The organism is Bradyrhizobium sp. ERR14 (assembly GCF_014198235.1).
Lineage (GTDB): Bacteria > Pseudomonadota > Alphaproteobacteria > Rhizobiales > Xanthobacteraceae > Bradyrhizobium.
In genome coordinates this window covers 17,484-43,463 of the sequence record NZ_JACIHD010000032.1, presented here as the reverse complement: position 1 = coordinate 43,463, position 25,980 = coordinate 17,484, and the positions used below count along the sequence as shown (strand labels likewise).

Annotated in this window: 22 protein-coding genes, 1 tRNA gene and 4 pseudogenes; 23 read left to right on the top strand and 4 right to left on the bottom strand. The window is 59.9% G+C overall.

The genetic code is table 11. The features are described from left to right. Window positions 1-49: 49 nt before the first annotated feature. Window positions 50-1,015, bottom strand: coding sequence for an IS481 family transposase (locus GGD62_RS38465; RefSeq protein WP_183714148.1), 966 nt, complete (start codon window positions 1,013-1,015; stop codon window positions 50-52). 482 nt (window positions 1,016-1,497) lie between these two features. On the opposite strand from GGD62_RS38465, the gene GGD62_RS38460 reads away from it, so the two are divergent. The 8 genes and pseudogenes from GGD62_RS38460 to tnpC all read left to right on the top strand — a co-directional run. Next, window positions 1,498-1,851, top strand: coding sequence for a hypothetical protein (locus tag GGD62_RS38460; protein ID WP_183714101.1), 354 nt, complete (start codon window positions 1,498-1,500; stop codon window positions 1,849-1,851). A 389-nt stretch (window positions 1,852-2,240) separates the two neighbouring features. Beyond that, window positions 2,241-2,327 (top strand) — tRNA-OTHER (locus GGD62_RS38455). Between the two features lie 564 nt (window positions 2,328-2,891). Further along, window positions 2,892-3,305, top strand: coding sequence for a toll/interleukin-1 receptor domain-containing protein (locus GGD62_RS41770; protein WP_312014331.1), 414 nt, complete (start codon window positions 2,892-2,894; stop codon window positions 3,303-3,305). A 90-nt stretch (window positions 3,306-3,395) separates the two neighbouring features. Next, window positions 3,396-3,857 (top strand): hypothetical protein, encoded by a 462-nt coding sequence (locus GGD62_RS38445; RefSeq protein WP_183714095.1) that lies wholly within the window; start codon window positions 3,396-3,398, stop codon window positions 3,855-3,857. Between the two features lie 149 nt (window positions 3,858-4,006). Next, window positions 4,007-7,402: a PIN domain-containing protein gene (locus GGD62_RS38440; RefSeq protein ID WP_183714092.1), complete on the top strand. Its 3,396-nt coding sequence runs from the start codon at window positions 4,007-4,009 to the stop codon at window positions 7,400-7,402. 121 nt (window positions 7,403-7,523) lie between these two features. Further along, window positions 7,524-7,931, top strand: coding sequence for an IS66-like element accessory protein TnpA (tnpA, locus tag GGD62_RS38435; RefSeq protein WP_183714089.1), 408 nt, complete (start codon window positions 7,524-7,526; stop codon window positions 7,929-7,931). Then, a complete protein-coding gene (tnpB, locus tag GGD62_RS38430; RefSeq protein ID WP_183714086.1) occupies window positions 7,928-8,275 on the top strand; it encodes an IS66 family insertion sequence element accessory protein TnpB in 348 nt (115 codons plus the stop codon). Before tnpA ends, tnpB begins: the two co-directional genes overlap by 4 nt. Before the next feature lie 45 nt (window positions 8,276-8,320). Next, a pseudogene (gene tnpC, locus GGD62_RS38425) lies at window positions 8,321-9,739 on the top strand (IS66 family transposase); the annotation flags it as partial. On the opposite strand, the gene GGD62_RS38420 reads toward tnpC, so the two are convergent. After that, window positions 9,739-10,926, bottom strand: a complete 1,188-nt coding sequence (locus GGD62_RS38420) for an IS110 family transposase (protein WP_183714145.1) — start codon at window positions 10,924-10,926, stop codon at window positions 9,739-9,741. The pseudogene tnpC and the gene GGD62_RS38420 overlap by 1 nt on opposite strands. 252 nt (window positions 10,927-11,178) lie before the next feature. Here GGD62_RS38420 and GGD62_RS38415 point away from each other — a divergent pair. From GGD62_RS38415 to GGD62_RS38395, 5 genes and pseudogenes are all read left to right on the top strand, one after another. Beyond that, window positions 11,179-11,439 (top strand): annotated as a pseudogene (locus GGD62_RS38415) (transposase domain-containing protein); the annotation flags it as partial. A 2-nt stretch (window positions 11,440-11,441) separates the two neighbouring features. Beyond that, window positions 11,442-11,684, top strand: a complete 243-nt coding sequence (locus GGD62_RS38410) for a hypothetical protein (protein ID WP_183714083.1) — start codon at window positions 11,442-11,444, stop codon at window positions 11,682-11,684. A gap of 24 nt (window positions 11,685-11,708) precedes the next feature. Beyond that, a pseudogene (locus GGD62_RS38405) lies at window positions 11,709-12,005 on the top strand (DDE-type integrase/transposase/recombinase); the annotation flags it as partial. A gap of 201 nt (window positions 12,006-12,206) precedes the next feature. Beyond that, window positions 12,207-12,509, top strand: a complete 303-nt coding sequence (locus GGD62_RS38400; RefSeq protein ID WP_167358264.1) for an H-type lectin domain-containing protein — start codon at window positions 12,207-12,209, stop codon at window positions 12,507-12,509. A gap of 333 nt (window positions 12,510-12,842) precedes the next feature. Beyond that, window positions 12,843-13,457: pseudogene (locus tag GGD62_RS38395) on the top strand (IS256 family transposase); the annotation flags it as partial. A gap of 226 nt (window positions 13,458-13,683) precedes the next feature. Here the strand turns inward: GGD62_RS38395 and GGD62_RS38390 are convergent. Beyond that, window positions 13,684-14,238, bottom strand: a complete 555-nt coding sequence (locus GGD62_RS38390; RefSeq protein ID WP_183714080.1) for a hypothetical protein — start codon at window positions 14,236-14,238, stop codon at window positions 13,684-13,686. A 162-nt stretch (window positions 14,239-14,400) separates the two neighbouring features. Here GGD62_RS38390 and GGD62_RS41620 point away from each other — a divergent pair, with 162 nt between their 5' ends. The 4 genes from GGD62_RS41620 to GGD62_RS38375 all read left to right on the top strand — a co-directional run bounded on the left by GGD62_RS41620 (window position 14,401) and on the right by GGD62_RS38375 (window position 17,145). Then, on the top strand, window positions 14,401-14,529 hold the full coding sequence (locus GGD62_RS41620) for a hypothetical protein (protein WP_283813372.1): 129 nt from the start codon (window positions 14,401-14,403) through the stop codon (window positions 14,527-14,529). A 309-nt stretch (window positions 14,530-14,838) separates the two neighbouring features. After that, window positions 14,839-16,131: a hypothetical protein gene (locus GGD62_RS38385; protein ID WP_183714078.1), complete on the top strand. Its 1,293-nt coding sequence runs from the start codon at window positions 14,839-14,841 to the stop codon at window positions 16,129-16,131. Between the two features lie 33 nt (window positions 16,132-16,164). Beyond that, window positions 16,165-16,626, top strand: a complete 462-nt coding sequence (locus tag GGD62_RS38380; RefSeq protein ID WP_183714075.1) for a hypothetical protein — start codon at window positions 16,165-16,167, stop codon at window positions 16,624-16,626. A gap of 237 nt (window positions 16,627-16,863) precedes the next feature. After that, window positions 16,864-17,145: a hypothetical protein gene (locus tag GGD62_RS38375; RefSeq protein WP_183714072.1), complete on the top strand. Its 282-nt coding sequence runs from the start codon at window positions 16,864-16,866 to the stop codon at window positions 17,143-17,145. A 24-nt stretch (window positions 17,146-17,169) separates the two neighbouring features. On the opposite strand, the gene GGD62_RS38370 is transcribed toward GGD62_RS38375, so the two are convergent. Beyond that, window positions 17,170-18,438 carry an IS256 family transposase gene (locus tag GGD62_RS38370; RefSeq protein ID WP_183714069.1) on the bottom strand — a complete coding sequence of 423 codons (1,269 nt, stop codon included), beginning with the start codon at window positions 18,436-18,438 and terminating at the stop codon, window positions 17,170-17,172. Window positions 18,439-19,124: 686 nt separating this feature from the next. Here GGD62_RS38370 and GGD62_RS38365 point away from each other — a divergent pair. The 6 genes from GGD62_RS38365 (at window position 19,125) to qatD (ending at window position 25,979) form a co-directional block, all read left to right on the top strand. Continuing rightward, the gene (locus GGD62_RS38365) at window positions 19,125-19,853 is read left to right on the top strand and encodes a hypothetical protein (RefSeq protein ID WP_183714066.1); all 729 of its coding nucleotides are present in this window, start codon (window positions 19,125-19,127) and stop codon (window positions 19,851-19,853) included. 82 nt (window positions 19,854-19,935) lie between these two features. Next, on the top strand, window positions 19,936-20,589 hold the full coding sequence (locus GGD62_RS38360; RefSeq protein WP_183714063.1) for a DUF1353 domain-containing protein: 654 nt from the start codon (window positions 19,936-19,938) through the stop codon (window positions 20,587-20,589). Between the two features lie 252 nt (window positions 20,590-20,841). Beyond that, on the top strand, window positions 20,842-22,836 hold the full coding sequence (gene qatA / locus GGD62_RS38355) for a Qat anti-phage system ATPase QatA (RefSeq protein ID WP_183714061.1): 1,995 nt from the start codon (window positions 20,842-20,844) through the stop codon (window positions 22,834-22,836). After that, window positions 22,823-23,842: a Qat anti-phage system associated protein QatB gene (qatB, locus tag GGD62_RS38350; RefSeq protein ID WP_183714058.1), complete on the top strand. Its 1,020-nt coding sequence runs from the start codon at window positions 22,823-22,825 to the stop codon at window positions 23,840-23,842. The genes qatA and qatB overlap by 14 nt, the downstream gene beginning before the upstream one ends. After that, window positions 23,842-25,245, top strand: a complete 1,404-nt coding sequence (gene qatC / locus GGD62_RS38345; RefSeq protein WP_183714055.1) for a Qat anti-phage system QueC-like protein QatC — start codon at window positions 23,842-23,844, stop codon at window positions 25,243-25,245. The genes qatB and qatC overlap by 1 nt, the downstream gene beginning before the upstream one ends. Next, window positions 25,242-25,979 carry a Qat anti-phage system TatD family nuclease QatD gene (gene qatD, locus GGD62_RS38340; protein WP_183714052.1) on the top strand — a complete coding sequence of 246 codons (738 nt, stop codon included), beginning with the start codon at window positions 25,242-25,244 and terminating at the stop codon, window positions 25,977-25,979. The genes qatC and qatD overlap by 4 nt, the downstream gene beginning before the upstream one ends. Window position 25,980 lies beyond the last annotated feature (1 nt).

Sequence of the window (25,980 nt, the reverse complement as noted above, 5' to 3'; positions counted from 1 at the left end):
ACAGTCAGGACCTTACCTGCTGTATATCGACATGCTGGGTTTCAGCGAACTAGGTGTTTAGTCCCGGCATTTGCTGGAGCGGGTTGAGTTTGAATCGTTCTGGCTGGGAAGTCCAGCATTTGCAAATGTATTCGTAGGGTGTGAGGCCATTCAGGGTCTTCAGCCGCCGAGCATAGTTGTAGGCGTTGATGAAGTCGGCAAGGTGAGCTTCGAGCTGATCGTGTCGATCGTAGTAATAGCGTTGGACGGTCGCTTCCTTGATCGTGCGGTTCATTCGTTCGACCTGGCCATTGGTCCAGGGATGCTTGATCTTAGTCAGCCGATGCTCGATCCCGTTCTCCCGGCAGCGCATGTCGAACATATGCGTGGCGTATCTTGCTGTCGGGCCGTCCGCATAGCGCGGTGGGAAGGTGAACTGGATCCCATTGTCGGTGAGAACCGTGTGGATCTTGTAGGGGACGGCCGCAATAAGAGCTTCGAGGAAGGCCGCGGCCGAGGTCCTTCCCGTCTTCCTGGCCAGTTGCACGAACGCGAACTTGCTGGTGCGATCGATTGCGACGTAGAGGTAGAGCTTGCCTTCGGCGGTCTGGAGCTCGGCGATGTCGATGTGGAAGTAGCCGATCGGATAAGCCTTGAACTTCTTCTTCGAGGGCTTGCCACCCCCGGCTTCCGGCAATCGGCTGATGCCGTGACGCTGGAGGCAGCGGTGCAGGGATGACCGCGTCAGATGCGGGATGGTCGGCTGCAGCGCATAGAGGCAATCGTCGAGTGGCAGCAGCGTATGCTGCCGGAAAGCAACGATGATCGCCTCCTCCTCGATGGAAAGGACAGTCGACTTGGCTTCCTTGGGGCCAGTCGAACGATCGGTGACAGTCTCGCGCTGCTTCCACTTCGCGACAGTCTTCTGGTTGATCCCGTAGCGCTTCGCGAGACCTCTCAGGCTCTCTTGACTATTTTGTATTGCTCGACGGACTGCCTCCGTCGTGGTGGCGCAGCCGTGTAAAATCTGTCCCATAGCGCTTTCCTTCGAATCGTGCGACAAGGATGCACCATCAAAGTCTGGGACTAAACACCTAGTGCGAAAGAGGGGGCAAGTCGAAAAGCTCAACCGCATCATTGATTCTCTGAATGTGCACCAGCATCACGACTTCCGCACAATCGTCTTTTCCGACACCGTTCTTGTTTACAATCGGACTGATGCCACAACGCCGTATGACCGTCACTACCTCATCATGTACCTGTGTGAGTTCGCGCAAGACCTGTTCTTTCGCATCTTACCTCTCGACCTCCACTTCCGCGCGTATCTTCGCCACGGGCAGTTCGTTCACAACGAGATGACCAACGTCGAGGCATTTTTTTGGGAGCGCCCTTGTCGATTCTTATGAGGCTGAGAAGGACCTTCAATGTTGCGGCCTGTTCATCGACAACAAGCTTCTTCCAGACTGCGACATCTTCAAAACAACACCGTACGATCTCAAGTGCCACTTCGTGCACCTGATGCAACGGCTCGACGACATCAGCGGCGAACATTTTACGTACCCCGTCGATCCGATCTTTATTGAGCCTTCGGGAACGGAATGGGACCTCGCAGAATGCTTCCTATATCTTGAAAATATTCACAAGCACATGAACAACATGTCCATGTCGCCCCGCATTCGAGCAAAATATGCAGCAACATGGCAAATGATACGCGCGCGACATCAGCGGCTATTAGATTGCCTCGAAGCTCACAACTTCGACGCCAATGCAGTTAGCAAGATGGATTGGAAGAAGGCGGTGAAGCGGGCTCGCCAGGTCTACTTAGGTCCAAAGCCAACGTCCGCACGTCCAACACAATCCCATAAGCCCTGAATCCGTACTCGTTCGTAAGAAGCGAGTGCTCAATCTTCCCGTTAATTCATTCTCCAACTGGAAGATGCCGGCACCGGCCTGTGTGAAGCTACAGTGATTAGCTAGGCAGTTCTTTACAATGCGCCATGACGTGTGAATTGCTTGGCGTCCCAATTGTGTTCAGGCGTGCTTGCCTCGTTTTAAATTCTCAGCAAACTTTTTCGCGCGGGTATCTAATAGACTGATGGAGCGAAGTTCCCCCCCGTGCCGTTGCTCCCATCCGAGAAGCGACGGTCACAGCGCAGTCACAACGATCACACTAATTCCACCGCGCAGACTTGACCGAGAGAAGGGCGGCCCCCTAATGTATTCTCCTAGATTGGCCGCGTTTTCAAGGACTTTGAGATTTGGCACTTGAGAGAAGCCAAACGCACAAGACCCGTTCAGTTGCCCTCCGAAGGCAAAGGTCACACGTTCGAATCGTGTCGGGTGCGCCAGTAGATTCAGTTACTTAGTCAATTTTGCATTTCTGTCCCACATCGCCGTCCCACACAGCTGCTACCGCCATCTGCTTGGCTATTGATCGCACAGGCAAGGATCACCATCCCGCGATTAGGTCACAACGATTTTCCGCATGGACTTTTCCAAGGCAGAGCGCGCTGCGTTTCCCCGCCATCCACAACGCAGGTGCCCCTGACGACCGTCATTACACGCCTCGCGTGCTATGCTTCTGTGGCGAGTCGCAGGCGGCGGCGAGGCAAAGGTGTCACATGGCAAGATGCACGGCACCAGTTAGGGGCCATCATTCAGCAGCCGCGGAAGCGGCCTGCCCTGCATGCCGCGGTCGGGGCCGCTGGAGCCGCTACGCCGGCAGCAGCTACTCGTACTCGTCTCCCTCCCCATCCTCGTCGTGGAGCAGCGGGGGCAGCCGCGGCAGCGGCGGCCGGTCTAGCCGCAACACAAAACCACGCTCGGCGGGAGCCGGTTCGTCCCAACTTTACACGCCCGAAGAAGTGCGTGCGCTCACACCAATCCGCGAGACAGTTGAGCGGCGAGCGGCGATGCCAGACCTTCGGCAAATTTTTCTGTGTCATGCGTGGGACGACCGGCAGGGAGTTGCCAAGGAGCTGTACGATCTGCTCATCGCACGCGATGTCTCGGTCTGGTTTAGCGAGAATGACATTGGCCTCGGCGAGCCGTTTCTGCGTGCTATCGACAAGGGTTTGGTGAAATCACGGATCGGGATAGTGCTGGTGACCCCTGCCTTGCTGAAGCGCCTCCCAGCAGCGGGCGTCGCAGACAAGGAACTCTCTGTAGTCCTAGCGCGTGATCAGCTCGTTCCTATCGTGCATAACACGACGTACGATGCTCTTCGCGACGTCAGTCCCATGCTCGCGTCGCGAAACGGCCTGGACACGGCAGAAATGCCGATGGCTGACGTCGCTGCGAAGCTCACCGAGCTGGTAGCCATCTAGCTTTAGCAATGGAAGCCGGCGATCGCGGGGGCCAACGTCACAAGAATACCCTAGACTCGCAAACCGAACTAAATCTAAATCGAGAGTGCTATGCCTGAACCGATAACGCTCACCACCCTGCTTATCGCCGGCGCAAGCCTGGTCGGTACCGAGACTGTCAAGGAAGTCACCAAGGACGCCTACCGCAAATTAAAGGAAAAGGTTGGCGAGGTGTTCGGATCACGGGCCTCGACCGCAGTGGCAAAACTCGAGAATCCCGCCACTCATGACCAAGGCCGAAAGGATCTCGCTCGTTGCGTAGACGACGACCTTCGGCCGGACGAAGCGACCGAGCTCGCGCCGTTCGTCGAGGCGCTCATCCGAGCGACGCAGGCCGACGCCGACGCCAAAACCGCCGTGCACTCCCGAGTCGGTCTGGACATCGAGGCCGGCGGGAATGCTTTCATTCGGGACATCCAGGGCGCTCGCGAGGTCGTGGCGAAGGTCAAGGCCGGCCAAGACGTCACCATCGAGGGCTTGCATCTGGACACGGGAAGAGATCCGGGAAAATAGCCGGCGCGCTCGCCGGTCCAAACAGCGCGCCAGTCTCCAACACGGATCAGACTGCTGCCGGTCTCCGCATCGACGCGAAGGCCGGTGGAAACGCAACGGTCACCGTCAATCAGTATCAAGGCGCCGACCTAGATCAGATACAGAGCGCCATGCTGAGCGTGCTCAAGACCGCAGGTCTGACCACTGGGCTGGTGCGGGTCCAAGGAGCCGTCGTTCCGGTCCATGAACAACACCTCTCGGACCAACTGGATCGCTTGCGGGATGGTGCGAAGATCACGGATCCGGACAGCAATCTGAAGCTGTTTCACAGCTTCATGGATAGCCTCCCAGCCGATGCCAGCGGCACCATACGCTACCGCGCGAAGGCAAACATCGGACTGCAACATCTCGCACGCGGGGAAGGCGCCGAAGCGATCCGATGGCTTCTCGACGCGTACGACGAGGCGCCGAACGATCCCGGAGCGATCGCGAACCGCACCCTCGCCCTGTTCGTGCGCGGAGATGCCGACGAAGCATACCGCTTCGGCCGGGACCGGTTGGATGCAGATCCCACCAACGAAGTGCTCGCCTCCTATCTGCCGCAGATAGCCGCCAAGGTTACCAGCGTCGCCGACGGCCTGGGCGGCATTCCAAACGGCTTGCGCGACAAGGAAAGCCTCCTCGTCGCGCAGACCGTGTTTCTTCGAGGCCGTAACCTCGCTCCGCAATGGTGGGATTTCGCCCGACAGGCGCTCGCGAAGCATCCCAACTCAGAACATTTAAAGATGCTGGCGGCCTTCGCCGACGTCGACGAGATATCGCGCGACCCTAACGCGTCACGGACCATGATCGTGAACGCCGACCAGCGCGCGAAACTCGCCGCGGCCGCCGAGATACTAGAGGCCGATTGGCGATCCAAACCATGGTTGTTGACCAGCCATTTCGATGACGCGATCCACACGCTATCTGCCGCCATGATCGCCTACCGATTCCTGCATGATCGGGAAAAAGCACTCGCCCACGTCGAGCGAATGGCCGACGCGAAGATCGAGGAACCTGGCATTCTGTTGAACGGCGTGACCGTCGCGCTGAGTTTCGGCAGAGCGGATCTTGCTCGCCGCCTCATCGACCTTGCACCGGAGGACCCCGATCTCGCCTTCCACGCCGGGGTGATTGCCATCGGCGAGAACCAATGGTCAGACGCAGCCGAACTCTTCGGCAAAGCCAATATTCCAGGTCACGAAAAACGCGTAACCGAAGCCGCGATCGCACTCTCGCCGATCGCAGAAGCCGGAAGGCCTGCGGACGGAAGTCCGGCGGACCCCGCGCCGTTGATGATTCTGATCACGAAATTCAAGGACAGTGCACGCGGGCTCGTTCTGATCGCGCAGGTCGCCACAGCGATCGGGTTGAGCGATGTCGCGGAGGTAGCGTTCGAAGCCGCCGTGGATGCGGTTCCGGACGACTCTCACATCGCGACGCGCCTCATGGTCGCGCATGAGGCAAACCGGGCCGGTTCCCCGGCCACGGTCATCCGGCTTCTCGACGGCCACCTTCCGTTCGAAGGTTTCGAGAAGGACTTCGAGTTGCTCTCCGTCGCGCATGCCAACGAGCATCCGCACCGCGAGCGTAATCTGACCTTCTTCTCCCGGTTACCCGCCCGTATTCGTGATTCGCACCCAATCGCACGCGCGCATGCGAGCGTCTTGGTCGACGTCGGAAGGCTTCACGAAGCAATCAAGGTGCTCCGCCATCTCCATGCCGAAGACCCCACAGACGCGTTTGTGGCGCTGCGCCTTTTCGATGCCCTCCACCGGTCGACGGACGTCGCCGGCGCCGAAGCCGTAATCCGCGGGGTCGACCTCGCGCGCCAGGTCGGCGCCCCCGAGCACATCATGCGATTGGCGCACGAAACGCTCCGCCAAGGAGACTTCGAGCGGGCCTACGTCACCGGCTACGACCTCGTCCGTCGCCACCCGAACAATCCCAACCTTGCGCTAGGCTATGCCGGGCTCGGCTTGATGTACGAAGTCAATCCGATGTTCACGGCGGCGACCGCGGGTCTCGGCACCTACGTGGCCATTGAGACACCCGACGGCCTGCGGCAGGACTTTGTGATCGACGAGGGTACCGACTTCTTCGGTATGAACGTTCAGGCCGCCACATCGGGAATCGCGACCCGCGTGCTGGGCTTGCGCCGCGGCGATACGTTTGAGATGACGAAGTTCGGTTTGGATCAGACCGAAAGCTGGAAGGTCGTCGAGATCAAATCCAAGTATCTCCACCTCCAACATCGCGTATTCGAGGAATTCGAAACCCGCTTTCCGGGAAAGCCTGGGCTGGCCAGGTTCACGGTCGGCCACGACAACATCGACAGCGTTCTTGATGTCGTGCGCCGAAGCGCCGAACAAAACATCAAGAACGCGCAGATGTACATGGAGAAGCCGTTCCCGCTCGCTTTCATTGCGCGTGGGCTCGGCGGCGACGTCGTCAGCTTCGCCCAGTTCGTTCGGAAGTTGGGCGGCCGGATCGTCACTTGCCTGGGAAACGTTCCCGAGCGTACCGCCGCCGTCCGGCTGGCGCGGAACCACCGCGGTCGCGGCGCGGTACTCGACGCCTACACGGCGTGGGTCGCAGCCGAGATCGGGGTCCTCCCCGTGCTCAAGGATTGGTTCGGAAAGCTGCAGACGCCGACCTCGACGCTGGCGATGATCGACGGGATGATGCGGCGCGAGGACGACGGCCGCGGTCGGCGCCAAATGACGTTGAGCTATCAGGACGGGCAATTTTATCGAAACGAAGTGACCAACGAATACCGCGATCATCAGATCTCGGCCATCAAGCGCGTACGCGATTGCATCGAGCAGAATTGCGAAATCGTCCAGGTGCTGGCACCTGACGACATTTCTGAGACGACGGAGGGCCTGCTCGCCGTCGGCGGCAGTCGTTTCTTCGATCCCGCCTTCCTCGCCGCCCGGAGCGACGCGCTGTTGCTGTCCGACGATATGCGCTTCCGCGAGTTGTCGACCAGCACGACAGGCGTGAATGGAATCTGGTTACAGGCTGCGCTTCTCGTCACGGCCGAAATTCGACTGATGTCACCGCCGGACTACATCAAGGCGGTCGTGGGACTGGCGCATCACGGCCACGATCACCTCGTCCTGAACGGGCCCTTGCTCTATCTCATCGCGCAGCAAGACGAAGACCATCTTCCGGGCCTTCGGGCCGCACTCCGATTTCTCGGCGGCCCGACGGCCGAGATGAACTCTCACTTCAACGTCCTTGTCGACTTCATTGCTCGCGTCTGGCAGTCCGGCAATGGCGTGGGTTGGCTAAAGACCAGGGCGGTCACAGGTCTCAGCCTCGAAATCTTCCTCGGTAATCGCAGCGAGGATTGGCGGTTCTGGCTTCAACAGATCCTCGATTCGGGCAGCCATAACCGTCGTCTGGCAAGCTATCTGTCGGGTTGGCTCAAAGGCCATTTCCTCGCAGAAATTAGCGGAAGCGCGAGCAGGGCCAAAACGTCAGCGTCCTCACATAAGAGCCGACGTCGAACAGCCGCCTGATCGCCATCGATATCGCTCGCGGCGCGTTCCTCACGTGGGATTGTTGCCCTCCGCCGATAAGGTAAGCCTCCGAGGGGAGACGCCTTGCGGCGGGCCGCCCTGATGGTTGAGAACTGTACGTATGGACAGCCATACGATCAGTACGCTGAATCGACTTGAAGTGGTCGATACAGGCCGGCGGCGACGTTGGTCTGAGGAGGAGAAGGCGCGGATTGTTTTGGAGAGCCTTTCCGAGCCTCGCCTGGTAGCGGCGACAGCGCGGCGATACGGCTTGTCGCGTTCTCTATTGGTGACTTGGCGAAGAGCCTTCGCGGCGAACCGGACCAAATCCGAGGCTGGCTTTGTCAGGGCAGTTGTGGCCGAGGGTGGGCCCGTGGCGTCGGTGGCGGCCTCGTCGGAGAGCGCGACAGCACATTCAACAGAGCGTCGGATTGAGATCGAGCTGGCTGGCGGGCGGCGCGTCATTGTCGATACGGGTGTCGACGTTGAGGCGCTTCGCCGGATCATCGAGGCTCTGGATCCGCGATGATTCCGGTTCCCACGGGAGTTCGGGTGTGGCTGGCGACGGGCCACACCGACATGCGCAAAGGCTTCGGCTCATTGTCGTTGCAGGTGCAAGAGGTGTTGCGCCGCGATCCGCTCAGCGGTCATTTGTTCTGCTTCCGCGGGCGCCGAGGCGATTTGTTGAAGGTGATCTGGCATGACGGCCAGGGAGCATGCCTGTTTACGAAGAAACTCGAGAGAGGTCGTTTTGTCTGGCCGTCGCTGGCCGATGGCGTGGTGTCTATATCGCAGGCGCAGATGAGCTATCTGTTGTCCGGCATCGACTGGCGCAATCCCCAAGAGTCCTGGCGTCCGACGAGCGTGGGCTGAGAGTTTGTCGTTTGAGTTTAGTAGCGAATGTGATTCCATCTGGTTATGGACTCCAGCGCCGACGAGCTGCCGCCTAATCTTGCCGCCGCGCATGCAATGATCCTGGCCGAGCGCGCAGCCAGGCTTGCGGCGGAGGCCAAGCTTGCTGAAGCGGCGAATGCCCAGGCGAAGCAATCGAGTACCGAAGCTCTGATCGCCCACCTCAAGCTCGAGATCGAGAAGCTGCGGCGGACGCTTTATGGCACGCGCTCGGAACGGGCGGCACGATTGCTCGATCAGCTGGAGCTTGAGCTTGAGGAGCTCGAGGCGGCCGCAACTGAGGATGAACTTGCCGCCGAGAAGGCGGCGGGGAAGATGCAGACGGTGCGTTCGTTTGAGCGCAAGCGGCCTCTGCGCCAGCCCTTTCCCGATGACATCGAGCGAGAACGCGTGGTCCTGCCGGCCCCGACGCAATGTCCCTGCTGCGGATCGGCCCGGCTATCGAAGCTCGGCGAAAGCGTGACCTCGACGCTGGAGGAGATCCCACGCCGGTTCAAGGTGATCGATACGGTGCGGGAGAAGTTTAGTTGCCGGGACTGCGAGGCGATCACGCAGCCGCCGGCGCCGTTCCATGCCACGCCGCGGGGCTATATCGGTCCCCAGCTTCTGGCGACGATCCTGTTCGACAAATTTGGTCAGCATCAGCCGCTGAACCGACAGAGCCAGCGCTTCAGATGCGAGGGGATCGACCTGTCGGTCTCGACGCTGGCGGACCAGGTGGGCGCTGGAGCCTTTGCGGTCAGGCCGATCTTTGAACTGATCGAAGCCTATGTGCTCTCCGCCGACAGGCTCCATGGAGATGACACTAAGATCCCGATCCTGGCGAAAGGGAAAGCGGATACCGGCCGGATTTGGACCTATGTCCGCGACGATCGGCCATTTGGCGGGCGAGATCCGCCGGCGGCGTTGTTTTACGCCTCACGCGATCGGCGCGGCGAGCATCCCGCGCGGCACCTTCGGAACTTCGCTGGGATCCTGCAGGCCGACGCCTACAGCGGGTTCAACGCTCTGTTCGATCCCGGACGCAAGGCGTCACCGGCCACGCCCGCCTTCTGCTGGGCACACGGTCGGAGGGCGTTCTTCGAACTGGCCGATATCGCCCAGAACGCGCGCCGCGGACGATCGGCGACGGCGATCTCGCCCGTTGCGCTGGAAGCGGTTCGTCGGATTGACCAGCTGTTCGAGATCGAGCGCGACATCTATGGGCTGAGCGCTGCGGAGCGGCTGCAGATCCGCCGGGAAAGAAGCATGCCACTGTTGACCGACCTTGAGTCTTGGCTGCGGGCGGAATCTGCCCGGCTCTCGCGTTCGTCCAACGTGATTAAGCCGATCAACTATCTGCTCAATCGTTGGGAGGGCTTTGCCCGCCTTGTCCACGACGGAAGGATCTGCATGACGACGGATGGTGTTGAGAAGCCCTATCGTCAGTTTAAGGCAACTTTTTTTGGCTTCTCCTTCCAGGCCGTCACCATCCGCTCGTACGCCTGCTCGACGCGTGCGACGTAGCCAGCTTCCCGCTCACGCAGTTCCTTGATCCAGTAGTCCCGACCCGGGCCAGCCTTGCCATAGGCACGAGGCGCTCCAGCCTTGAGTGCCACCTTCCGGAGTTTCATCGCTGTGAACGCCGGCCGTGCGTAAGCATAATCTTTCCCGGTCGTCAGGACATGCCAGATCATCACTGCGAGCTTACGTGCCGTCGCGACGGCCGCGACTCCAGGCCCATGCTTCTTCTGCATGCGGTTGAAGAAGGCCCGCAGCGGCCCCGGCGCCGTCTTGGCCGACCAGGCCGCTTCAACCAGCATCTTGCGGGCGTCACGATTGCCCTGTTTCGAGATACGACCATGCCTTGCCGGATGCTCTCCCGATTGCCGAACTCGAGGGGTCAAACCGAAGTAGCTGCTGAGCTTATCCGGTGACTGGAAGCGCGCGATGTCGCCGATCGAGGCCAGCACAGTCGATGCGACGACCGAACTCACGCCGGGGATCGTCATCAGCTTGAGAGCTCGTGGATCGTCCAAAGCCTGCTGGGCCACGACTTTGTCGATCTCCGACAGTTGCTTCGTCACGCGTTCGAGTTCCGCGATCAGACGCCGGAGCATTGCACGCTCCTCCGATGGAAGAGGCAGACTGTCCAGCCAATGCTGTCCGCGCTTGCCGAAGAGATAGCCTTTGTAGCGCGGGATGAGATTGGCATGTAGGATAGCCTTCATGCGTCCTTTAATCCGGATGATCTGCGCCAAGACGCCAGCGCGCTCGGCCATCTGGCGCCGGCGGCTGTAGGTGTCCTCGTCAGCAACCCAGACCTCCGGCAAGAAGCCGGCAGCATGCAACTTTGCCAGGATCCCAGCATCGACCTTGTCCGTTTTGACTCGCGCATAGGCGATCGCCCGAACGAGCCTCGGATTGGCGACCGCGACGCGCTTAACGTGCGGGCGCAGAATACGTTCGACCGCCGCGCTGTTGCCCGTTACCTCTATGACCACCTCATCCTCGAGGCTGAGTGTCTTGGCAAAGGCGACAAGCCGATCGTGGACGAGATCAACGCGGAGCTGTCGGATTATTGTTCCGTCCTCCAGGATCGCCACCTGGGCGAACGATCGGTGGATGTCCATGCCGACGATTTGCATGCTTGGTTCTCCTTTGTCTCAGGAGCCAGTGGCTTGCACGACATCTACGGATCCGCGCTCGCAGCGCAACCGGGCAAGTCGTAGGGGGCGGCCAAGTAACAAAGCGAGCTCACAGCTCATGGTCATGGCGGCCTGCCACCGTTTCGTGCTCCAGCGCCCCTATCCCGGCTTGGACAGACTAATCCGGACGACCGGTCCTCTCCACCGGGTTTGAGCGCTGAAAACATCATGCCCTTTAACAATGCTGCGGAGCGAGCGTTGCGCGGTTTTGCTCTGGGAAGAAAAGCATGGTTGTTCGCCGGTTCTGATCGTGGCGCGGAGCGAGCTGCCGTGATGGCCACGCTTATCATGACGGCGCGTCTCAACGACATCGACCCGAAAGCCTGGCTTGCCGACGTCTTCGCGCGCATCGCCGATATCCCGCAGAACCGCCTGCATGAGTTGTTGCCCTGGAACTGGACGCCTCCTGCTCCGACACCCTCCACCCAGGCGGCGTAGCCATGCACGTCAACAAGGTTTATGCCGTCTTCACCATCAGTCGCGTCGCCAAGGACCTTGGAGAAGACGAGGACTGGCTCTGGGACGTGGCCAACGGAATGGACACAGAGGATGGCGTCATCTGGGTTTACGGCATAGGTGACGACCAGGTTATGGCGTTCACCGACTTCGGCATCGAGAACCTGACCGAACTCATCAGGATGCACAAGGAAGACCCTGAACTCCTCAAGCGTTTGAATCGGTGAGCCCCTGTCCGCGGCTAGGCGCTTCTTACTCCATTCCCGATGGCGCGGGGCTTCGTCTATTCGGCCGTGGTGCTGGACTGGGACACCCGCCGGGTTCTGTCGTGGCGGCTATCGGTCACCATGGAGGTGGCGTTCGCGCGCACTGGAAGCCTTGGAGGGTCACGGCAAGCCCGAGATCTTCAACATCGACCATGGCTCCCAGTTCACCGGGCGCGACGTTCACCCCTCGACTTTTACAATGGCCGACGTCCACACTCGAGCCTTGACGGCGGCGCACCGGATCAAGCCTACTTCACCTCGCTGCCACTCTGCACGGCAGCCTACCCCCCGGCAGAGGCTCCACTTATCGACGCGGAGATTCTGTTCAGACAACCGGGACCAGCTCTGCTGGACCCATCGACGCTACCAGACTTAGTAGGTTATTTGTTCGCTCTCCTCAGGTACGATAAAGAAAGACTCGAGTGGACAGCCGCCCTTGCGATGGGCGACTGTCCGCATCACCGATCCACGGAGGAAGTCATCATGGAGACCATCGCTGGCATCGCGACGCTTGGGAGCTCGGCCGCCGGAAGCCTCGTCCCGGAGGGCGGCACGAAGGGCACCTACAAGTACACAGTGACCTTCGGGACGCCGTTCCCGAAAGCCCCTGTCGTCGTCGCGACACCGCTGCAAGGCACCAACTACACGGGGAACATCGCCGACACGTTCGGGATCGCCGTCACAGCCGTCACAGAGAAGGGCTTCACCGTGAACGTCAACCGCCTCGATGCGCTCAACGGCGGGTGGGACCAGAACCTCCGCCTCCAGTACATCGCGTCCCTATAAGACCAAGGGCGCGTGGAGACGGTAGATCCGTTCGGATCTGCCGTTTTTGCTAAATATCAAGGACCGCTCGGTCCCGGATTTGCCATTCGCGCAACCGAATTTATGGGAAGTCTTTCCGAGACTTCAATTCAATACATGCGCAATCGGCTCGCCACATGCGGCAAGCTCTTGAAGAGAAGCGTTCCCTGGCTACCAGGGGCCGGAGAGCAGCCAGTCACTTATTTTATGCGAACCGGGGATGTCCCGGGTTCTGTTGAATTTCTGAAGAGGTCGGCGTTGCCCACCTTGAGCCGGTAGGCTCGGGGTGCTGATTCCACAAAGGAGAGCAACGCCATGACGAGAGATATCACATCGGCTGGTTCGCCGGCGACCGGGGCTGTGGACGAAGCGTTTGCAGAAGTGCGGGCGAGCTTCGATCGGTTTTGCCTTGCGGCAGGGATCGAGGCGCTCGGCACGATGATGGAGGCGGATGTCACGGCGGCCTGCGGGCCGCGCCACGGTCGCGACGCGGCGCGGCGGGCGCACCGTTGGGGCCGAACGCGGGGACGGATCGGCTTCCACGGCGGCAAGATCGAGCTCGAGCGCCCGCGGGTCCGGGGCGTGGACGGCCGCGAGGTCACGATCCCGAGCTGGGAAACGGCGGCGGAGGAGGATTGGCTCGGTCGCTGGGCGATGAACCTGATGCTGATCAATGTGTCGACGCGCCGGTTCGGCCGCGCTGTCCGGTTGCCCGAGGGTGACGTGCCGGCATCGCCCGGATCGGGGGTGTCGAAGTCGGCGGCCTCGCGGAGGTTCGTAGCGCTGTCGGCCGCGCGGCTGGCCGACTTCATGGCTGCCGATCTGTCCGCGCTCGACCTTCTGGTGGTCCAAATCGACGGGCTGCATCTCAGCGACGATCTCGTGCTGGTCGCCGCGATCGGGGTTGACGGCGAAGGCAACAAGCATCCGGACGATCAACCCCGTTGCCCACGTCACGAGGGCCGCGTAACATTCATTCCGGCAACGTCGATCCGACCGAGTTCAACAGCGATCGGGACAACCCCTCAGAAGGCGCAGTACTGATAAGCTTTTGTTAGAAACCTTATCAGTCGAATAACTGACCCGTTTGCGACCAAAGCTTATCAGTTGAAGACGCTCTCCGCGTTCCTGAAAGCAAGGTTGAGGACGTTCGCAACTATCGCGAAACAGGTCTCGACCCATTCCACAGCCCACCTGCCCTCTGCTGGGGCTTGAAGCTTCTCGATTTCCCACGGCAGGAGCCGGGAGGAATCCATGGCCGAGTTTTATATTCACGAGAACTGGACCAGGAAACGCAGCGCCATTCATTTCGGCAAACTGTTCCTATCGCAATTTTGGAAAAGGACTCCAAACCGAGGACAGTAGAAGAAACGACCGATAGCCCGTCTTTCCAGTGCTTCTGCTCTTTCATCCAGTCGCGCAGGCGCTTTTCGGCCTCCGCCTCAAGCTGCACCTGGGTATCGAAGAGAACTTGTCCGCGCATCGACCGCCGCTTCTGCTCATCTTCGATTATGTGCTGGACAAAGCTGCTACCGTCCTCAATCAGCCGCGCCAGCCAGAATCCGTTCTCGAGAATGCGGGCCTCCAGCGTGCGCCCCTTCTGAAGCAGAACTCGGACGCCCTTGGTGTTGGAGAGCGTTCGCGCCAAGAGCAGCACGGAGACGATTTTTGGATCAGCTCCGGTCAGGTTCTCGGGGGGAATCCAGCACATCGATGGCCGCTGCAATGTCGTTCATGAGCGCTTGCCAGCTCTCAATGGTCTGGGCCTGCTCCTGCGTCTGCGGCGGCATTACGACTCACGTGACAACAATCTTTGATTGAGATATCTCGGGTACGCCTAAAAGCGGATATAAACCAACGAGAAGAAACCACAATGGCATTTGTAATCAGCCTCGCCATCGCATTCACCCGGGGCCCGTTTACCGGCTTCCATCAGTCCAAGGCCAATCCGGACGCGGACAACTTCCTGCAGACCAAGGCCCACGTCAGCTACGTGGACTAATCCGGAAACGCCAAAGGCCCCGATCAGTGGCCTTTTGTTTTGGCGAGCTGAGGACGGCGGCAAGGACAAACGGCCAAAGCTGCTCCTGGCGCCCTCTCCTTGGTCCCGTTGCTGGACACGGTGACCTGGTCCCGATCCGACCGCTTCCCTGGTCGGCTAGCCTATGCCGGGATAACCCCAAGACCGTTTCCCGACTTCGGTCTTTCCTGTGCGATGCGTTCGCCTGGCAGGACACGGCACTGTACCCAATCTTGCAACTTCTGATAAAGCCTGCCGCTGAGAAGTTCGCCCGAAGAAGCGAGTCCGGACGTGAATATCAATCTTTCCGTTGAATGCGAGACCTGTGGCGACCCGACGAATTGCCGTATCGGAATGTCCAACCGTGAGGAGCAGCCGTTCCGCTTCTGCTGCCAGACCTGTGGCTCTCCGATCGATATCATTATCAGGGAATCGCGGGGCGGTGAGTTCCATGGCGCCAAGCAATTGCTGCCCGACCTATACCCTTTCGACGACAAGACGAACTTCGTCGATCTCCATCTGGATTTTCCCGTCGCCTTTGGCAAATACGTCGTTGGGAAAACGCCTTTCATGGAAGCAGCTCAGCGCATTGGCTACGAGGAGCTGAAGCTCCATGGTTTCCGCCTTGCCTACCTCACCGAGGAAGCCACTCCCAAGCTGCGCGTTTTCACCCTGCTTCTGAAACTGTTCCGCAACGGCAAGTGGGCGCCGTTCAAGACGAGCTGCAGCCGCAATTTCGACGTGGACGTAAAGTCGGACGCCCCGCAAGACCGTGCCGCTGCCCTGTATAAAGTCATCAGCAAGGTGATGATGCCGTTCGCCTTCCCGGGGCAGGACGCGGAGGCGTCCCACCTCAGCACCTCGACAATGCATCAGGTCACCAATGAGCATCCAGCAGCTATCCGCGCCTTCATGGCAGAAATTATCGGGAACGACTTCCTGAGGAACCTTCAGAACTCCTGCCTGGACATCTATCCCAAGATCCTCGAAGCCGAACTGCCGCTGCGGCCGGTTCTGTTCTTGGACTTTGACGTACAGTTCGCCAACAATCCCATTCCCCTGCGGATATCGAATGAGGCGTTTGAGTCCTACAAAGACCTCTACAAGGACATCTCGGAAATCGTTTCGCGCCAATTCGTGCTTGTCGCTGGCATCAACAACTTGCTCAAGCGTGGCGGCCATAACGCTTTTGAGCCTGGCATCGGGCAAACCAAGGGCGGCAAGGACTTCACCCCGAAGTCATTGCACGACTTTAGCGACGTCGCCTTTGGCAAGAAGCTCGGCTTCATTGACGATTCATGGTTTGAGCCGCTCGAAGATGGCGCTGACAATCAGCTTCGCAACGCAATCGCACACGTCAAAACCGACTATGACGAGGTCAACCAGGTCATCACGTACTACCCCCGTCTCGAAGGCATGAACCAAGCCAAGCCCGAGCAAATGACGTTCATCCAGTTCATGCGACGTTTGCTGCAGACATACCGTGAGATGCGGCGCTTAAACCACCTCATCAAGGGCCTGTTCTACCTGCAATACCTTGTCATTGACCGAGACAAGCCAGCAACAGACGCTGCCAAGAGCTAATCCAGCGTCAGCACGACTTTAGATGAGGGCCTAATGCGACAATTCTCTGACCACACGGGCCACCTGTTCAGTAAGGAGCCTCTTGCCGTATTCCTCAATGTTCAACGGCGCAATGCCGACGACTTCGTTGTCGAGCATCCCGAAGACGAGATGCTCTATAAATCAACGGCCGAGCTGGTTGCGATTTTCAAATCGCACCTTCACCTGACACCTCCTACTCTGGATCGTGCAGGGCAGCACCTGTCCCAGCCTGTTGAAACCTCCGCGGAATTCACCGACCATGGCAGGAAGGTGCGGGTGGCAGGCACCATGTATCAGCTCAATATTCCCTTCGACGGGTACATGGAATTTTTCTACCTGACGCCGAGCAACTCGACGAGCCAACGCCCCAAAGCCACCATCATGCAGGGCATGCTTCGGCTCTATTTTAGCGGCGCAGAGCTTGACACAAGAGGACGTAAAGGAGTTTTTCGAAGATACTATCTCGGCGATTGATAGCTATCTGGCCAACTCGAAGGCCGACTGTGACGCCGCCGCAGTCGAAATAGTGCAAAAGATGACCGCGCGTATCGAAGCCAGAAAGGCGGCCCTGCAGGCGTCTCACAAAATCGCATCATCGCTTGGCTATCCAATGCACGCTGCGCTTCCATTCCCACGACTTACCGGGCACCCAACGTGCGGCGAAGAACGCCACCGAAGGCGGCTAAGGCTTACACTCCGGAACCGGGGCTGATGGAAGAAGACTATCAGCATATCCTCACAATCATCTCCGCGATGTCTCATGTGTTTGAGCGGAGCCCCGCGAGCTTCGCTCACCTGGGAGAGGAGGACTTACGTCAGCACCTCCTCTTGCCGCTCAACGGTCATTACCCAGGACAAGCGACAGGCGAAACCTTTAACGCCGGCGGGAAGAGCGACATTCTGATAAGGACGGAGGACCGCAATATTTTCATAGCGGAATGCAAGATTTGGGGCGGCGAGAAGAAGGCCAACGATGCGATAGCGGAGCTATGACGGATTTTGGGTGACGCGGTCCGATCAGGCGGCGCGGACTTCAGCGGTCGGAATGACTTCGATTCCGTCCACAAACTTTACCCCGGATATCACCTTCGGCAACTGATTTGTGCCCTTCAACCGTCGCCAAGTTTTAGATGCGGCGCCGACGAGCTTGAAGACCATCAACTTTGCTGTGTGTGGCGATAACGCTCCCTTCGTTCGCACAGTCCGGTGCCTGACCGTCGCAAAGACGCTCTCGATTGGATTCGACGTGCGCAGATGCGACCAGTGCTCGGCAGGGAAGTCATAAAACGCCAACATAGCCGAGCGATCCTTGATCAGGCATTCAACGGCCGGCTTGTATTTGACGCCGTACTTCTCGACAAAGATATCAATCGCTGTTTCAGCGGCCGCCCGGTTCGGCGCCAGGTAGATGTCACGCAGATCACTCTTTATTGCCGGCTGCACGGACTTGGCGACCTTGTCGAGCACGTTGTTCACCTTGTGCAGCCAACATCGCTGATGTTGCGTGCCGGGGAAGATTTCATCGAGCGCCCGCCAGAAGCCGAGAGCGCCGTCGCCGACAGCAAGCTGAGGCCCGATCTGCAAGCCGCGCTTGCGCAGATCGATCAGCAATTCTCGCCAACTTTGTGCGCTCTCGCGTACCCCGCCCTGGAAGCCGATCAATTCCTTCTTTCCTTCAGGCGTGGCGCCTATCAACACCAGGATGCATTCGGCATGGTCCTCCATGCGAGCCTGCAGATAGACGCCATCCGCCCAGATATAAACGTAGCGCCGCGCCGACAGGTCGCGCTTTTGCCAACGTTCGTATTCGCCCTGCCAGTCCTTCTTCAGGCCAGCGATGACCGGCGGCGACAAGTTCGGCGCGTCCTTGCCGAGCAAGGCCGAAAGCGCCTCCCGAAAGTCGCTGGTCGAGATTCCCCGCAAATAGAGCACGGGGATCAACGCGTCCAAGCTCTTCGCCCGGCGGGCCCAGAGCGGCAGGATCGTCGAATGAAACCGGATCCTGTCGCCTGGCCCGCTTGCTCCACGGTCGCGGGCCTTCGGACGGGCGACCACGACAGGGCCGATGCCCGTGGCAATTTCGCGCGCCGGCCCATATCCATGCCGCACCACGCGCGCCCGACCATCCGGCAGCGCCAGATGCTTCGTCGTTTCCAGGAATGCAGTGAACTCAATCTCGACAGCGCGGGCGATCAGTTCGCGAGCTCCGGCACGCAGAATATCCGTCAGTGGATCAGCAATCTGATCGGGCTGACGCAGAGGAAAAACATTGGTAGTCTCGGTCACGGCGTATCGCTCCTTTGGAGGTTGCTGCCAGGCTTCATCACCCGCCTCGATACGCCGCCTTTCTCAACCCGTCATCACCCAGTTTCCGTCATAGCTCGAAATGCCATAAGGCCGACGTTGCATTGATCGTTTTCAACTGCGCGGCCGAAAACCTATAGACTTTCGACCTTTGTTGACGACGTCTATGTTGTACACCCGCGATGTGCGCTTACTGTTGCCGTCACTTTGCGCCAAGGCCCGCTGGAGATCCAACACGAGCACGACACAAGCCGGGGCGTAACAGTCCAATGCAAAACAGAATGTTAAATAAAAACCTCTCTCAGTTCAGGCAGAGAGTCGAAGTAATCGTCGAGCGCTCCAAGGATATGCTGATGACATCGACGCAGACCGTAAATTCATGACGAAGGCTTGGGCCATACTAAGATTAGGTGCGCCGTTCAAGTTTGCAATGTGGGCTGACTGGCTCAGCGGACGGCGACCTCCTTTAACGTCCCGAAAATAGCATCTCCATTCAGAATGGATACCCAAACGGGCAAATGGAATACAACGCAAACTTGCAAGGCGGCCAGGTTGAATTATGATCAAGTAGTGTGAACTTCGCCCTAGCTATCTGTGTAGGCCTATAGGTGGATGGAAGGGCTGGATCGCATCACTACTGCGCTTCGTAGTCTGCCTAGAGGCAACCAATGAAGCTTATGCTCGGAGTAACATTTCTCCTTCTGGTATTGCTCGCCAATCGCGGCGGCGCGCAACAATACTATAGCTTCGAAGAGGCGTGCCGCAGAGCCGGCGTGACCACTGGAGCGTGTTCGCCGAAACCTCAACAGCAACCGAAAATCAAGTCCGTTAGGATCTGCCAGAATGCGTTTCATGCTGAAAAATCCCTCAGCGATGGAGTAGAGGCGACTCTATCGCCTGCTATCGACTCTGAGATTTTTGTTGAGATGATAGGTCTGCCAAATATCCCGAAGATCAATGAACTAAAGCTCACGATTTATCGATCGATCGGCTACAACAATGCAGTAGCGTGTTTCAGCGACGAAGCTCGCACAATAGTTTATGATCCTCTATGGGCACAGACCGCTACTGCTGAAGCTTACCTGATACTTGCGCACGAAGCCGGACATCATTTTTGCGAGCACACGCTGGGCACCCTTAGAACCAGTCCCCGAGAAGCAGAACTTGAAGCTGATCGATTTTCTGGAGCAGCGATCAAACGGTTCGAGACTTATCACGGCAAAGCCTTCCTCGACGATGCGTTGAAAGCGGTAGCTCGACTATATCATGAGCCAGGCTCGCAGTCACATCCGCCCAGAGTGGCGCGAGTTAAAGCTGTAATGCTCGGCTACAATTCGGGCTCGCCTTGCGGCGACCTAGCTCCCGGAATTCCCGGATACAGTCGCCAGCCTCGATGATTGCAGGTTGGATCGTGGCGGCGAGCTGGAATCCTACCAAGGTCTCAGCATCTCAAGGCCAACTTAATTCAAAGGTATCTGCATGTCTAATTTCGCGAAAGCTTCAACGAGAATGCTGCAACTAGCAGCATGCATCATCTTGATGGTTCATTGGACTAGCAGCGTATCAGCAGAAGGAGTTGGCCGCTTCGAAGGCGAGTTGGTCCTGAAGGTGCTGCCGGACGGACGCAATATGGAGCTAGCAGGCCCTTTCAGGTATATTGATAGCCATAATGTGGCTTGGCCTGTCCCTGCCGGATCACGTGTCGATGGAGCCTCGATCCCTAGCGTGTTCTGGAGTCTTATTGGAGCTCCCTATACTGGAAAATATCGAGAGGCCTCCGTCATCCATGACTATTATTGCGAAACGAGGTCTCGACACTGGAAAGCGGTCCATAGGGTGTTTCTGGACGGCATGCTCGCGCGGGGCGTCAACAAGCTTGAAGCGCAATTGATGTATTTGGCCGTGTATCGTTTTGGACCTCGATGGGACTTCGATGTGGATGCTTGTTTCTGTAAAGGATGTCCCAGTTGCGCAAATCCTAAACTGAGACGCGTCGCGAAATACGACCCAAGGTACAAGTCTGAAGACTTCGAGGAATTGAGTGGCAAGTTGAAGTCAGGACAATTTACACTGGAGCAACTGGAGGATGCTGCAGATTATCAGTTAAATACGGAGATTCTTAAGTCTCGTTGAAGGACCGCTTCGCAAAACTAGGTTATGCACGCTGCGACCCGAGTCGCGTCACGAGATGAATACGTCGATCAGCGTCATTCGATGGTCCCGCAGATCTGTGAGAGGACGTTCCCCACGTCCTACTCGTCTTGAGCCTGCCCGGACAGCATCCCTACCGACCAACTTGCCAAAAGCAATTCGGGAACTTAGCTGATTAGCAACACAACCAGCGGTTACCGGCGATGCCCGCCGCACTGCAAAACGGAGGGCGTCGTGGCCGCCGGAAAAGTCGCGCCGCTCGGCTTTCTGAGCGACCAGGAAACCAAAGTCGATCTCCTCAACAACGAGGCGATCGCGAAAACCATCGTCCGGCTGATCGACGAGACTGTCGATTCCGCAGTCACTATCGGCGTCCACGGGGACTGGGGCGCCGGAAAGTCGAGCGTGCTGGAGATGGTCGAAAAGGCCTTCCCCGACGATGGCGACGTGCTTTGTCTCAAGTTCAGCGGCTGGCAGTTCCAAGGGTTCGAGGACGCCAAGATCGCGCTGATCGAGGGCGTCGTGAACGGCCTCATCGAAAAGCGCTCGCTCACGACGAAAGCCGCCGATGAAGTCAAACGCATCCTGAAAAGCGTCGATTGGCTGAAGGTCGCCAAGAAAGGCGGCGGCCTGGCACTGACCGCATTCACCGGCATCCCGGTGCTCGGGCTCGATGACCTCGTTGGCTCCGCCATCGATCACGTGAAGAATTTCGTGACCGACAAGGACGCCCGCGAGGCAGCGATCAAGTCGATCGAAGATTTCAAGAAGGAAAAGGACGACGAGGCCGCGAGCAAGAGCGTGCCGACCGAGATCAAGGAATTCCGCGAGGCCTACAAGGAACTGATCAAGAAGGCCGGCATCAAGCGGCTCGTCGTCCTCATCGACGACCTGGACCGTTGTCTGCCTCAGACCGCTATCGAGACGCTCGAGGCGATCAGGCTGTTCGTGCTGTGGGACAAGACCGCCTTCATCGTCGGCGCCGACGAGGGCATGATCGAGATTGCGGTCCGCGATCACTTCAAGAACCTCCCCGAGATCGACGTCGGGCCGAATAACAGCCGCGAGTCCGGCCAGAACTACACGCGGTCGTACCTCGAAAAGCTGCTTCAGGTACCGTTCCGAATCCCCGCTCTCGGCGAGACCGAGACCGGGATCTACGTCACGCTCCTGCTGCTCGGCCGGGCCCTCGGCGAGCAATCGAAGGAGTTCGAGAAGTTGCTGGCACTCGGTCGCGCTGCCCTGAGCAAGCCATGGGAGGGCAAGGGGATCGACCACGACGCGATCAAGACCGCAGTCGGAGATCGGTTTGCCGAGATCGTCGCTGCTTTGAATCTGGCCGATCGCGTGAGCCCCGTGCTGGCGGCCGGTACGAAGGGCAATCCGCGACAGATCAAGCGCTTCCTGAACGCGCTCGCCCTCAGGCTCGCAGTTGCTCACGAACGCGGCTTCGGCAACGCTATCGAACAGCCCCACCTGGCGAAGGTCATGCTGGCCGAGATGTTCCTCCACCAGACCGTGTTCGATCATATCGCCACGACGGCAGCCAACTCCGAGGACGGCATCTGTCCGGAGATCGCGCTGATCGAGAAGGTCGCCGCGGGCGGCAGCACCGAGTCTGCGCCGGCGAACGCCGAAGATGGAGCCTCCGAAGCCGCCAACACCGTGATCGACGAGTGGAAGACGCGTCCCGAGGTCATGCGCTGGGCGGCGGTCAAGCCGGACCTCGGCGCGGTGTCTCTCAAGCCGTACCTCTTCGTGATCAAGGACCGGAAGAACTATCTCGGCTCCGCCGCTCCTCTACCGCCCAAGCTGGCGGCGCTCCTCGAGAAGCTGCTCGGCGGCGACATGGCGGCGAAGAGCGTCTTGGCCGACGTCAAGGACATCGCGCTCCCGGAGGCGGTGCTGCTGTTCGACGCCCTGCGCAAAAAAATGCGCGAGGCATCCAACTTCGAAGTGCGACCGGTGCCGATGGCGGGCATCGCCGTTCTCGTGGAAGCCCACCCGCCCCTTCAAGGCCGGTACGTCGACATCCTCGAATCCCTGCCGCCCGATCGCGTCGGTCTGTGGGTCGCGTCTGGACATTCCTTCGTGACGGACGCAGCTCCGAAGGCGCGCATCGAGGTCCTCCGCGAGAAGTGGAAGAAGGCGACAAAGAACCCGTTGCTGAAGAACGAACTGGAGCCGAAAAAGCCGGCACGCGGGGGCCGCGGGCATGGGCACGTCTAATCCGTTCGGCGGCGGCAACAACCGCAATCCGCTGGTGCCGGATTGGGTCGGCGGGCCCGGAGGTCCTCCGCCCGGCCCTCCGCCCCCGGGCGCCCCAGCTCCGGGTGCGCCAGGTCCAGGCGCTGCCGCCGCCCCAGCACCGGGCAACGCGAATCCCGATGCAGCGAACCCAGCCGGAGGAATCCCCGCCGGCAATCCCGGCAACGCACCAGCCGGCGGAGACAATGCCGGCGGCCCGGCCGACGGCGACGCGCCGGCGCCGAACCGCTTCCAGAGTGCCCGTACCAACTTCTTCAAGTTCGCCAAGTCCGGCGGAGCCGGTGCGGGCGGCGGAGGCGGAGGACGCGGTGGCGGGACCAATCGTAACCTCCGACGTGCGGTCCGGTCGTTCGTTGGCAAATCGAGCGGCGGCGCCCGCCGCGCGACGCAACGCATGGCGTCGGAACGCACCGCCACGGCGAGCCTGGGGCGGATACTTTCAAGCGCCGGCACAGCAGGCATCCAGGAAACCGTCCGCCGCCTCGGCCTCGCGCAGTTAGCGACGCTGCCGGTCCAGGACATCTACGCCGCGCTCGTCGACTTCATCTGCGAGCCCGGCGGCGAACTCGACGAGTCGTTCGCGAGAGAGGCCTACCTCAAGGCGCTGGCCGAAATCAGCGAGGCCCAGACCGATCTCGAACGGCCCTCGCCCGAGACCTCGGTGTCGTTCCTCGCCTCTTTCATCGCCAACGCGATCCAGAACCGGCTGTTGAACGCGATCGGAAACAAGGTCGTCTCGATTCCGCGCGACGTCGCTTCCGTCCAGAACGTCGAACAACAGATCGACGACTACATCCGCGGCAACGTGAACGACGCGATGGCGGAGGCCGGTGAGGATTTTCCCGTCGAACTCATCGTGTCGACCATCGACGACATCTATGAACGCTCCGTCGTCCTGTTGGAAGGACCGGACCCGGACGGGCTTGACGACGATTTCGAAGCGGAAGACCATGAGGAGATCGAGTGATGACGGCCTACGCCTTGATCGGCCACATGGGACCTGCAGACCACCCCACTTATCTCGCAGGCCCATGGCGGGCACAGTTTCCCGTCGATCTTCTCAACGGCAGCCGGACGCTGGGTTACGGGATGGGTCTCGTCGTCCGCAGCCTCGGAAAGCTCGGCGTCTATCCAAGCGAAGTCGGCATCGACGTCCTCGTCCTCGCGGCCATGGTGCACGCCGCCGACACGCGGATCAATCGCGTGCAGACCTCGCAGGACGCGTGGACTCGCGAGCTCGGAATCAGCGTTCCGGTGTCCGACCCCGAACTTTGGACGCGTCAGCACGCGCTCGTCGAAAAGATGCTCAGATTCCTCACCGGCGACCACTGGACGGTCTCATTCAGGGCGCGCCCCCAAGGAATGGCCGACTTGGTCAGACGTCCGGTCGCGGGTCTCCAGGACCACGGCTTCGACAGCGTCGCGCTCTTCTCCGGCGGGCTGGACAGCCTGATCGGGGCGATCGATCATCTGCAGCAGGGCTCATTCCCCCTGTTTGTCAGCCATGGCGGCGACGGAGCGATCAGCAAACCTCAGAAGGATCTCTTCCTGGACGTCGCCTCCGCGTACCGGAACGGCAACCGCGAACCGAAGCGCGTCCGCCTCGGAATGAGCTTCACCGGCAACATCGCTCCGGGGGTCGGTCGCGAGGAAAGCACCCGTGGCCGGTCGTTCCTTTTCATCGCAATCGCCGCCATGGCCGGGTCCGGCCTGGTACGGCGCTTCTCGCTCGAAGTTCCGGAGAATGGCCTTATCGCCTTGAACGTCCCGCTCGACGCTGTCAGGCTCGGGTCGTTGAGCACCCGTACGACCCACCCCTTCTATCTGCGTCGTTGGAACGAACTGTTGTCGCAGATCGGAATCGACGGTGCCATCGTCAACCGATACTGGGACAAGACGAAGGGCGAGATGATGGATGGATGCCTCGACCAGGACCTGCTGCGGAAGCTCGCCGGCGACTCCCTCTCCTGCGCCCACCCCGCAGCAGGCCGATGGGTCAAGTCGGCGACCGGGCGACACACTCACTGCGGCCATTGCGTCCCGTGCCTCATCCGCCAAGCCGCCTTCGACCACTCATGGGGGCGCGGCAACGATCCTACCGGATACCGGATCGACATCCACCAGAACCGGTTGAGCACGAAGACGGCGGAAGGCAAACAGGTGCGTGCCTTCCAGTACGCCGTGGCGCGCCTCGAAGGCCGCCCCGATCTCGCCCGCGTTCTGGTCCACAAGCCGGGACCACTGCTCGAAGACATCGCCAACCTCGGCGGGTTGGCCGGAGTCTATTCGCGGGGCATCACGGAGGTCGGCGAATTGCTTGACGACGTCGAGACGTACTCACCGGCGGCAGAGGCCGAGATGACGGCATGAGGCTCGTCGATTTCCACTGCCACCTCGATCTGTATCCCGACTTCGAAGCGCTCGTCGCCGAGAGCGACCGGTTCGGAATCTTCACGCTCGCGGTCACCACGACCCCGAAGGCCTGGGCGCGCAACAACAAGCTGGCCTCATCCACGAAATTCGTCAGAGCCGCGCTCGGCCTGCACCCGCAGTTGGTGGCCGAGCGCTGGAGGGAGATCGAGCTCTGGGAGAGGCTTCTCGACGAGACGCGATACGTCGGCGAAGTGGGCCTAGACGCCGGTCCCCGCTACTACGCGTCGATGGACCGTCAGATCGAGGTCTTCCGCCGCATCCTGCGCGCTTGCGCCAAGTCGGGCGGCAAGATCCTGTCCATCCATAGCGTGCGTTCGGCTCCCAAGGTGCTCGACCTGATCGAAGACGAAGTTCCCGAGGGCCGCGCTAAATTCGTCTTCCACTGGTTCACGGGATCGATCGCGGATGCCAGACGGGCCGCGGATCTCGGCTGCTACTTCTCGATCAACGGTCAGATGCTGTCGACGGACCGGGGGCGGACACTGGTCGCCTCCCTGCCGATTGACCGCCTTCTCACCGAGACCGATGGCCCCTTCACATCCCAGGGTGCGGACCCCGCTAGGCCGCGCGATGTCGGACAGACCGTGAAGCAACTGGCGACGGCGAGAGGCATGTCGACCGAGGATGGCGCTACAGCCGTGCTGCGGAATCTGAAGGTCTTGACTGCATAAG

Coding starts and splice junctions, on each gene's coding strand:
- GGD62_RS38375 (WP_183714072.1), top strand. CDS start 16,864: ATGGAAGAAGACTATCAGCATATCCTCACAATCATCTCCGCGATGTCT.
- GGD62_RS38380 (WP_183714075.1), top strand. CDS start 16,165: ATGCGACAATTCTCTGACCACACGGGCCACCTGTTCAGTAAGGAGCCT.
- GGD62_RS38420 (WP_183714145.1), bottom strand. CDS start 10,926: ATGGACATCCACCGATCGTTCGCCCAGGTGGCGATCCTGGAGGACGGA.
- GGD62_RS38365 (WP_183714066.1), top strand. CDS start 19,125: ATGAAGCTTATGCTCGGAGTAACATTTCTCCTTCTGGTATTGCTCGCC.
- GGD62_RS38445 (WP_183714095.1), top strand. CDS start 3,396: ATGCCTGAACCGATAACGCTCACCACCCTGCTTATCGCCGGCGCAAGC.
- GGD62_RS41770 (WP_312014331.1), top strand. CDS start 2,892: ATGCCAGACCTTCGGCAAATTTTTCTGTGTCATGCGTGGGACGACCGG.
- tnpB (WP_183714086.1), top strand. CDS start 7,928: ATGATTCCGGTTCCCACGGGAGTTCGGGTGTGGCTGGCGACGGGCCAC.
- GGD62_RS38400 (WP_167358264.1), top strand. CDS start 12,207: ATGGAGACCATCGCTGGCATCGCGACGCTTGGGAGCTCGGCCGCCGGA.
- qatB (WP_183714058.1), top strand. CDS start 22,823: ATGGGCACGTCTAATCCGTTCGGCGGCGGCAACAACCGCAATCCGCTG.
- qatC (WP_183714055.1), top strand. CDS start 23,842: ATGACGGCCTACGCCTTGATCGGCCACATGGGACCTGCAGACCACCCC.
- qatD (WP_183714052.1), top strand. CDS start 25,242: ATGAGGCTCGTCGATTTCCACTGCCACCTCGATCTGTATCCCGACTTC.
- GGD62_RS38440 (WP_183714092.1), top strand. CDS start 4,007: ATGCTGAGCGTGCTCAAGACCGCAGGTCTGACCACTGGGCTGGTGCGG.
- GGD62_RS38360 (WP_183714063.1), top strand. CDS start 19,936: ATGTCTAATTTCGCGAAAGCTTCAACGAGAATGCTGCAACTAGCAGCA.
- GGD62_RS41620 (WP_283813372.1), top strand. CDS start 14,401: ATGGCATTTGTAATCAGCCTCGCCATCGCATTCACCCGGGGCCCGTTT.
- GGD62_RS38465 (WP_183714148.1), bottom strand. CDS start 1,015: ATGGGACAGATTTTACACGGCTGCGCCACCACGACGGAGGCAGTCCGT.
- GGD62_RS38390 (WP_183714080.1), bottom strand. CDS start 14,238: ATGTGCTGGATTCCCCCCGAGAACCTGACCGGAGCTGATCCAAAAATC.
- GGD62_RS38460 (WP_183714101.1), top strand. CDS start 1,498: ATGCAACGGCTCGACGACATCAGCGGCGAACATTTTACGTACCCCGTC.
- GGD62_RS38410 (WP_183714083.1), top strand. CDS start 11,442: ATGCACGTCAACAAGGTTTATGCCGTCTTCACCATCAGTCGCGTCGCC.
- tnpA (WP_183714089.1), top strand. CDS start 7,524: ATGGACAGCCATACGATCAGTACGCTGAATCGACTTGAAGTGGTCGAT.